This window comes from Desulfobulbaceae bacterium (assembly GCA_013792005.1).
Classification (GTDB): domain Bacteria; phylum Desulfobacterota; class Desulfobulbia; order Desulfobulbales; family VMSU01; genus VMSU01.
Genome location: VMSU01000154.1, coordinates 1 through 8,788 on the forward strand (window position 1 = coordinate 1; position 8,788 = coordinate 8,788).

Annotated in this window: 6 protein-coding genes; 2 read left to right on the top strand and 4 right to left on the bottom strand. The window is 50.1% G+C overall.

The genetic code is table 11. The features are described 5' to 3' along the window. Nucleotides 1–229 precede the first annotated feature (229 nt). Both FP815_09405 and FP815_09410 read left to right on the top strand, forming a co-directional pair. Nucleotides 230–2,293: a tetratricopeptide repeat protein gene (locus tag FP815_09405; protein ID MBA3015155.1), complete on the top strand. Its 2,064-nt coding sequence runs from the start codon at nucleotides 230–232 to the stop codon at nucleotides 2,291–2,293. 445 nt (nucleotides 2,294–2,738) lie between these two features. Continuing rightward, nucleotides 2,739–4,166 (top strand): sigma-54-dependent Fis family transcriptional regulator, encoded by a 1,428-nt coding sequence (locus FP815_09410; GenBank protein ID MBA3015156.1) that lies wholly within the window; start codon nucleotides 2,739–2,741, stop codon nucleotides 4,164–4,166. Between the two features lie 19 nt (nucleotides 4,167–4,185). Here the strand turns inward: FP815_09410 and FP815_09415 are convergent, their stop codons facing one another. From FP815_09415 to FP815_09430, 4 genes are all read right to left on the bottom strand, one after another. Then, entirely contained in the window at nucleotides 4,186–4,968 is a 783-nt protein-coding gene (locus tag FP815_09415; protein MBA3015157.1) for a glycosyltransferase, read from the bottom strand. Further along, a complete protein-coding gene (locus FP815_09420; GenBank protein ID MBA3015158.1) occupies nucleotides 4,950–5,705 on the bottom strand; it encodes a class I SAM-dependent methyltransferase in 756 nt (251 codons plus the stop codon). Before FP815_09420 ends, FP815_09415 begins: the two co-directional genes overlap by 19 nt. 197 nt (nucleotides 5,706–5,902) lie before the next feature. Then, nucleotides 5,903–7,708, bottom strand: coding sequence for a hypothetical protein (locus FP815_09425; GenBank protein ID MBA3015159.1), 1,806 nt, complete (start codon nucleotides 7,706–7,708; stop codon nucleotides 5,903–5,905). Next, the gene (locus FP815_09430) at nucleotides 7,708–8,757 is read right to left on the bottom strand and encodes a 6-bladed beta-propeller (GenBank protein MBA3015160.1); all 1,050 of its coding nucleotides are present in this window, start codon (nucleotides 8,755–8,757) and stop codon (nucleotides 7,708–7,710) included. The genes FP815_09425 and FP815_09430 overlap by 1 nt, the downstream gene beginning before the upstream one ends. Nucleotides 8,758–8,788: the final 31 nt, after the last annotated feature.

Sequence of the window (8,788 nt, forward strand, 5' to 3'; positions counted from 1 at the left end):
GAGGGGCCAGCCCCGCTCTCTTCCCCAGCCCGATGTTACCTGTCCTTCTCCGCCCCGATGCCGGTCTCCCCTTGGCAACCCATGACTTTTCATGGCAGGAGCATGGCATGAAATACGATTACATCCTGACCCGCGGCGCACCTGCCGAGTTCACGCCCTTCCTCACCCGGTACGCCCAGCTAATGTTAAAGTCCGGCAACTGGCTCCTCTTTAAAAACACCCAGAACCCATGATACCAAACCACTCTTCGACCCAGTCAAGCTGCTGCTCACCTCTGCCGATCATCCTGACCCTTGCCGTTATTGGCTTCATGGGCATCTTTCCGATCCAGGACTTCGATATCTTCTGGCACCTCGCTAATGGGCGGGCAATGGTGGAGCAAGGCGCCATCATCAACCAGGAGATTTTCTCATTTACTGCAGCCGGCAAGCACTTCAGCAACCACGCCTGGCTCGCCCAGATCCTCTTGTTTCTGATCTTCAAGACCTTGGGCGCTAATGGTCTGATTGCAGCTAAGATATTAATTACAACAGCTATCGGCCTTTGCCTCTACCTCTTCAGCCGTAGACAAGGATTATCCCCCCTGCCTGCTGCTCTCGTCTGGCTGCTGGCCTTTGCCGCCTCACACTTTCGTTATGTGGTCAGACCCGAACTCTTCTCCTCGCTCTTCTTGGCCATAACCGGCGTTCTTCTTTTTTCCTACCGGACCAAACCCCACAACAGCAAACTCCTGATCTTTCTTCCCATCATCATGGGGTTCTGGGACTTCATGCATGGAGCCCTGTACGGAACAATTTTTCTAACTGTCTTCCTCGGGGCCGAAACCATCCGCAGTCTCCTGACCAAAAACAATACCACCTTCCCGCTGATCCCCAAAAAGCATCTCTCCACACTCTGGCTCTGGGCGAGTGTGACCATAATCCTCATGGCCCTAAGCCCCTATGGCCTCCGCACCTACGATATTTTTCTTGAATTCATGAACCAGAATCTGATGACCTCCATGACCGCCGAATTCCAACCCACTTCTCTCGGTGAAAAACCACTGTTCTGGGGGCTGCTGATCCTAACCAGCACCAGCATCCTTGCTGCTGGCCGCAACCTCGACCTCACCAGCCTTACCGTACTGATTCCCTTTGCTGGCATGGCAATCCGCTATGTCAGAGGAATCGGTCCATTCAGCATCGTCGCCGCCGTGATCTTAGCCGTCAACCTGCCGCCACTGCTCACTGCCTTGACCTCTGCGCCGACCAATAAAAAACGACAATCCATCATTGGCATCATCATCCTCACCGGAGCCATACTCTTTGCGGTTTATTACAAATTATCCCCCCCCCTCCGCTACGACTCACTGGGACTGGGTATAAGCGCCGAAAACTTTCCGGTTGGATCAACCCGCTTCATAAAATCAGCAAATCTAAGCGGCAACATGTACAATACCGACCGCTACGGCGGCTATCTGGCGTACTATCTCTATCCGGAACGCAAAATCTTCCACTACAATCACCATATGCTCTTTGACGCGTTGGAACGCTATGTCCATGAGCCAGAGACCCGGGCGCAATGGCAGATCAATTACGCCATCATCGGTCGCTCGGATGAATGGGACATGTTTTCCAAGGAAGGATTCATCCCCATCTACTGGGAACCTACCGGGGCAGTATTAATCAGAAACAGCGGGGAGAACCGAGCGCTGATTGACCGTTACCGCATCCGCTACTTCTCCCCGCTCATGCCCAGGGATGAGTTTATGCGCCTTGCCCAAAACCCGATGATTTTACCTACGCTGGCGCGAGAAACAAGTGATTACCTTGCCCAACGCCACGATCAGGAAAAAACAAAAATCCTGGCGGAGCTGCTTATCAAGCAAAGCAGCATGCCGGCAACTGCCAGCATCGAACTCCTTTCCCGCGCAGAGGGGTATAACAACGATAGCCCAGAGCTTGCCTCCACCCTAGGTACCCTCTACTATCGGCAAGGAGTTCCTGAAAAAGCATCACAATACCTGCGAACAGCCCTTGCGCTGGACAAAAACCTGGTCGAGGCCCGCTTCAGTCTGGCCTATCTCCTTTACGATCAACATAAATTCGAAGAAGCAGTAACTCACTTTACGCAAATCCTCGCCACAAACCCCAGGCACCCTGACACCATGTATGGACTTGGACTCTGCAACTATCAGTTGGGCCGCAAACAAGAGGCGGCACGAGCCTTCCAAGGGTATCTCACCCTCGCCCCGGATGGTCCATGGGCGGAAAAATCCCGCAACTTTCTTGTCACTATCCAGCTTGGCAGTTGATTAAACGGAGGGAGTATATTACATTTAAATCTAACTACTCAGGTTGTCGGTTTACGGTTGACGGTGATTGGGTCCTGCCAATGGCTGAGCCTGGTAGGGTGTGCATGGTTTCATCATGCGCACCGATTGGTGGGCCATTCATGATCCGCGTGCGCAACAAGTTGCGCACCCTACCCCTACTCAGGTTGTCGGTTTACGGTTGACAGTTGACGGTAATAGAGTTCTGCCAATAGCTGAGGGCACACAGACATTGAGTATCATGCGATGATTTATGACTAACCATGATTCTTTTAACCGTAAACCGATAACTGATTACCGTTAACCTGTGTAGTTATTCCAGTTCGCATCTCCTACAGCGATATCGAACAGGCTTGAGCAGCAAGCTTGCAAATCATAACATTCGTCCATCATAACCCTGGTTAACGGCTACTACCTACACATCCACATGACCATAAAATCCTCCCGGGCACCACACAATCAAAAAGTATTGATCGTCGACGACGAGGCGCTCATCCGCTTTGGACTTGAGAAATTCCTCAAGCAGGAAGGATATACCACAATCTCTGCCGGATCAGGAAAGAAAGCGCTGGAACTCATCGAAGACCAAGACCCTGATATCGCGCTTCTTGACCTGAAGTTGCAGGACGCTATCGACGGAATTGAACTGCTGAGTATTATAAAAAAAACCCGACCCAAAATCATTCCAGTTATGATCAGCGGCCAGACCGAAATCCACGGCGCAGTCCAAGCCATGAAGCTCGGAGCCAGAGATTACCTTGAAAAGCCAATCGATTTCGATAAATTAAAGGCTGTCCTCGAATCAATTTCCCAAGAGCTTGACCAGACTGATCACGAGCCGGACCCCTCCGATATCGACCTGATCTTTGCCAGCGATAAAATGCGGAAGGTTGTGGCCATCATGAAACGATTGGCCCTCAAATCTGACCTGACAATCCTGATTCTTGGAGAATCCGGAACAGGAAAAAACTACCTCTGCCAGAAGATCCACGAGATGAGTTCCCGGCACGATGCCCCCTACGTGCAAATCGGCTGCTCAAACATGCCGGACCACCTGATAGAAAGTGAACTGTTCGGCTACGAAAAGGGCGCTTTCACCGATGCCAAGGCATCGAAAAAAGGCTTGATTGAAGTGGCAGAAGGCGGAACCGTCCTGCTCGACGAACTCGGGGACATGCCGTATCAATTCCAGACAAAAATCCTCAAACTCCTTGAAGAGCGATGTTTCAGAAGGATTGGCGCCCTAGAAGACACGCAGGTGGACATCAGAATCCTGGCCGCCACCAATCGCGACCTGAAACAGGAAGTTCAGGAAAAAAAATTCAGACTGGATCTCTTTTACCGCCTGAACATTGCCACCATTGAATTACCAGCGCTTCGCGAGCGACCAGAAGACATTCCGGTCCTGATCAACAACTTTCTCAACAATTTTTGCAGCAAATATGATACCGGAACCAAAACAATCAGCCCGGAGGGCATGGAATTGCTAATGTCCTATTCTTGGCCTGGTAATGTCCGTCAGATCAAAAATTTGGTGGAAAAGTTGGTAGTGCTCTCCGATTCCGATGAAATAACTGCCGCAGAGATCAAGGAGAACCTCGATTCCGTTGCCCCCCAACCTCCCGCTCTGCAAAGTACCGAGATTGGTCCTCCACCTCCCGTCAAATCGGTCGGCAGCGTACCGCTCCCAGACGACCTGTCACTGGAGGCAATGGAAGAACGTTTCATCCGTCGCGCTTTGGAAAAATCCAACGGCAATCAACGAAAAGCGGCAAATCTACTCAACATTTCCCGTGACGCCCTCCGCTACCGCCTCAAGAAAATGCAGATTTCCATTGATGACGATGATGAGTGAGTGAACATAAGGTTAACAGTTATCGGTTACTAATTCGTTTATAATACGCCTTCCGTCCCGGCCCGTGAAGGGCATCCCAGATTTTTATTATTTCGTAGACCGCCACAATAAAATCCTTTGCCCTAAGTTTTGAACCAGGGACATCGTGCCACTGCTCCAATGGGTACTCACACGCGCTCACAGTAAGCGGTTCCCCCCCCTGGTTCCTAATCAACAACTGATACCGGGCTAAAATCTCCACGTCAAATATCCAATTTACCGTAAATGGCTTGACAAATACCTGCCTTAGCAAGGTGTTGTTTGCGAAAAGTTTAGCGCCACATTGGGTGTCGTAGACCGTTAACCCCAAGACCACACTCGCCATAGTTGCAAAAACCCGCCCCAGATAGTGGCGTCCAGACCGCCGTTCAATATGCCGATTAAGGAGCCTGACCCGCGACCCAATAACCATAGTAAGTTGGGAATCTGCCAAAAGAGCGGAAAACTTAATAATTGCGGGGAGTGGAGTTGCCAAGTCAGCGTCCCAGAATCCGATGGCAGCATAGTCTCCTGCAAAGGCCTTAATAAAGCCCTCACGCACGGCGCCCGATTTACCCAAGTTTATTGGCAAATGCAGCGCCATGCACTGCTGAGGAATCTTGGAGCACAAAGTGTCAATGACCCGCGCCGTACCGTCAGTACTGCAGTCATTGACAAAGATAAAATCAACACCCTTGTGCTGCCGAGCAAAGAGGTAAAACTCTTCCTGTGGCAGCCGGGTCTCTTCATTGAAACACGGGATAACTATCGCGACACTCTGCATACTGCCCACACGGTAAGACCAGGAATCGTGATTCCCATCTTGCTCAGCCAGAGGAGGACGCCATTGTCGACAGCCAACCCCTGTGTAATTGCAGATGTCACCAGCGCACCACGCCGCCACTGGCCTATCCCAGGCGCTCTCTGAGCAACTCCAAAAACTTTCTCGGCTAGTGCTATCAAGGCGCGCACAGGGAGAAGTGAACCAAAGAGATAGCCAGAGGCAATTACCTTGAGTTCCGCGCTGCCAAGAACCTGATGGAATTCACTCCGACTATACCGACGATGATGACCAAGAAAATGGTCATGGGAACATAGTAAAGATTGAAAGGCAGGGACAGTGCCGAAAAAAACCGTGCCAGGCTGGAAAAATCGGGCGATGATGTCCCGCAAAAAGGCTCCATCGTCCTTGACATGTTCCAAAACATCAAACATTGTAAGCAAGCCATAATCGTTGAACGACAGACAGGTATAATCATTATGAAACATAACGTTCGGCCTATCCTTGGCAAAAGACCGAACCTGTTCAGTGGTCAAGTGGATGTCCACCGCATCAATTTTCGTCACAGTCTCAGCGCAAAGCTGGTCTATAATAAAGCCATCTCCGCAACCGATATCAAGAGTCCTCATCCCGGAGCGAATAAGATCATACTTGATGGCTATTGCCCTCAAAGCCTTGACCCTGGCCAACTCCCAAGGATGACGACTACCCGTTGAGCGATGAGTTTCGCAAAGATCCATGTCGAATTAAGGAACTACCTAGGTTAACGGTAATCAGTTATGATGGCTTTAACATCAATGCCTTTTTTGTATCGCATTGGGTGTTGGGTTACGCTTCGCTAACCCAACCTACGACTGCCTCTTTTAACCGTAAACCGATAACTGATTACCGTTAACCTGTGTAGTTACAAGCCATCTTCATAATTGATTTTTCATGATCACGGATACGAGTAATTGATGCTGCCATCATGAACTCTCCCGTGACAAACCAAAGTGCAGGTCCCGGAAAAAACACCATTATCAGTAAAGATCGGGGAAGTCTGGCCAGTCACAGGCCCAACAACCGTAGTGTCGAAATTAATCAGGTGAGTGTGATCACCAGTAGTATGAGTTGCATCGTACACCCCATGGGGATCGTGACAGACCGAACACGAAGTCCCCCCTCCCGTCATTAAATGCAAGCTATGGCCGCCCGGTCCACCTGGTCCGCCGCCGACGGATCGTTTCTGAAAAGAGGCGTCACTCAAAATGTTGTCCCGATCATGACAATAATAACAGAGGGCATACGCGGCAAAATTCTCTTGTGTCCCGGCTTGACGCTCATAACGTTGCCGCAATATTGGGCTGTACTGCGAGCCATGAGGGCCGTTAGGCCCAGGCCCTCCAACTTTAGTGCTTTTGTCGTTGTCATGACAATCCGTGCAGTAAATGACACTGGTAGCGTTTAATGACGTAACAAACCGGCTTGGCAAACTTGGCATATTGCTGTTACGCCCCACGCTCACAATGGGATGAAAAGAAGGTGTCAGACTTGGATTGGAAGGGTCGAATACTAAACGTTTATTCATGGTTTGCAGCACCCTGGTCACTGTCGGGGTGACGGTATCAGTGCTCCCATGACATTTAAAACACACCTCATACTCGAATTGAACCTCGTCAACTGCCGAACCAGCCTTATCGACTCCGGACACTCCGCGCATTCGTCCATTCACTATCGGGGCCTGGGCAGTGGCATTGGTAACGCCATGTTGATCATGGCAATCCTGACACTCGACATGCACAGACATTGATGCCGCATTTTCCGTGGGATCGTGAGCATTGCCACTGCCATCACCAATTGTCGCCAATTCTGGTTGATGCCGCGAGGACTTTTGAAACTCTGCGGCAATATTGGTGGTACCGACCTGACCATTGTGACAATTCCTGATACAGTTATTTTCCTCTGCCTGATAACGCAAAAGACGCTGCTGGCCTCCGGCATGATGACTGACATGGCAATTCTCACACCCATTATCCGCTACGGTATGACGCTGGTTCTCAGCCTCGACCTTGGTGTTCCACGGCCAAGGATTAAAATTCGGATCTGATCCATTCCAGGTGGCCTCAGAGGTGGCGTGGGTTGACAGAGCCCAGCCCTGGACATTATGACACCGGGTACACAGGGATGATCGTTGATTGTTGACCGCTAAAAACAGGCCATAGCTGTTATCATGCGCATCATGACAAGTTGTACAATGAATAATTCCACCCGGATAAGTAAGCAGGTCTTCGGGCAGATTGGCGTGAAGTTCGGGATTAAATGGAAGCGCATCGCTATAAGAAAAAGAGAAGGGATGATCATCTCGCAGATCGGTGCCGAGCAAAGAGGAACGACCGAACAACTCCCGAGTCATGACAATCCCGCCGGAGACACTTAACACCGCGCCAATCCCAATCGTGCCATCATGACAACTGAGACACAATCGAGAAGGCCCTGTCGGCTGGCCCACAGTTACCGTTAATGTCGAACTCTCGTAGAGTTGGTAGTTAACCCCTTCCAGAATAGATCGATTCCATAGAGGGGTTTGTGGAGTCGCATTATGCGGGGTATGACAAAAAATGCAGACTCGATCTTCGGTCAAAGCCTTGACATCGCCCGGTCCCCATGACGACATGTTATGCTTCGAAGAAAGTATCCCAGGCGTGGCCAGTGATTGCGTTACCCACAACAGAACCGAACATAGCGCCCAAATAACCACCTTCATTATCGACCTCCTCCCTCTGTGCCATAGAGTTGAAATATCTGGATTCTTTGATTATACGTATCACAGATATACAACTTATCATCATGATCAACAAACAACCCCGTTGGCATCCAAAATTCAGCCGGACCTAGCCCCTGGCTCCCTAAGGTCAGCAGATAATCTCCCTGGGCAGAAAAAAGCTGAACAGCATCAAACAAGGTTTCTGCCACATAGATTGTCCCACTTTGGTCAACAGCGACACCTTTGGGCATAGCAAAATCCCCGGAACCGTCCCCATGATGACCAAACATGGTGACAAAATCACCTCTGGCATCAAAGATCTGGGCTCGGAAATTCATGGCATCGTTAACATAGACCTTACCAGTTGAGTCGGTAGCAATATGAGTTGGAATATTCAGTTCGCCCTTCCCCGCACCCCGCTTACCAAAACTCTGCACGTACCGGCCTTGATCGTTAAAGGTAACGATTTGATTCTGCTTGCTATCAACCACATATAACTGCCCGTTAACCTTGGAATAAGCAATCCCGGTCGGTCGGACAAAAGACTGACTCTTCGGCGGAATTATCTCCTTCACATACTTCCCGTCAGCATCAAAGACAAAGATTTTTGCCAAAGTGGAATCACTGACCACAAGGTTCAGACGCTCATCAAAGATGACACTGACTGGTGATTGCAACCCCACCTCACCTGCCTTAGTCAACAAGAGATATTTCTGCTGGCCCGGGATAAAAAAATGCACCCCTTGCATACCGGCATCGGCAATCGCCATCCGACCGTCAGAACCGACCGAGATAGCAACAGGCTTAACGAGTTCATTTGCCGGATTCTGCCCAAAGACAACCGTTCGCAGAGAACGCCCCACAGGAGTAAACTCATGCAGCGTTCCCAGGTATTCGATTTTTTTAGGATTCGGCGAAGGTGGCCAACTAAGCTTAGCCGGTTCTTCCAGCACAGTATCCCATTTTACTGGCGCACAGGCAGTAACAGCGACTGCCAATATCCCGAGCAGCACGCAGGTACAATATGAAGAGGAGAGAAAACGTTTCATAGCTATCTCCTGACTTTTTTACGAGTTCATC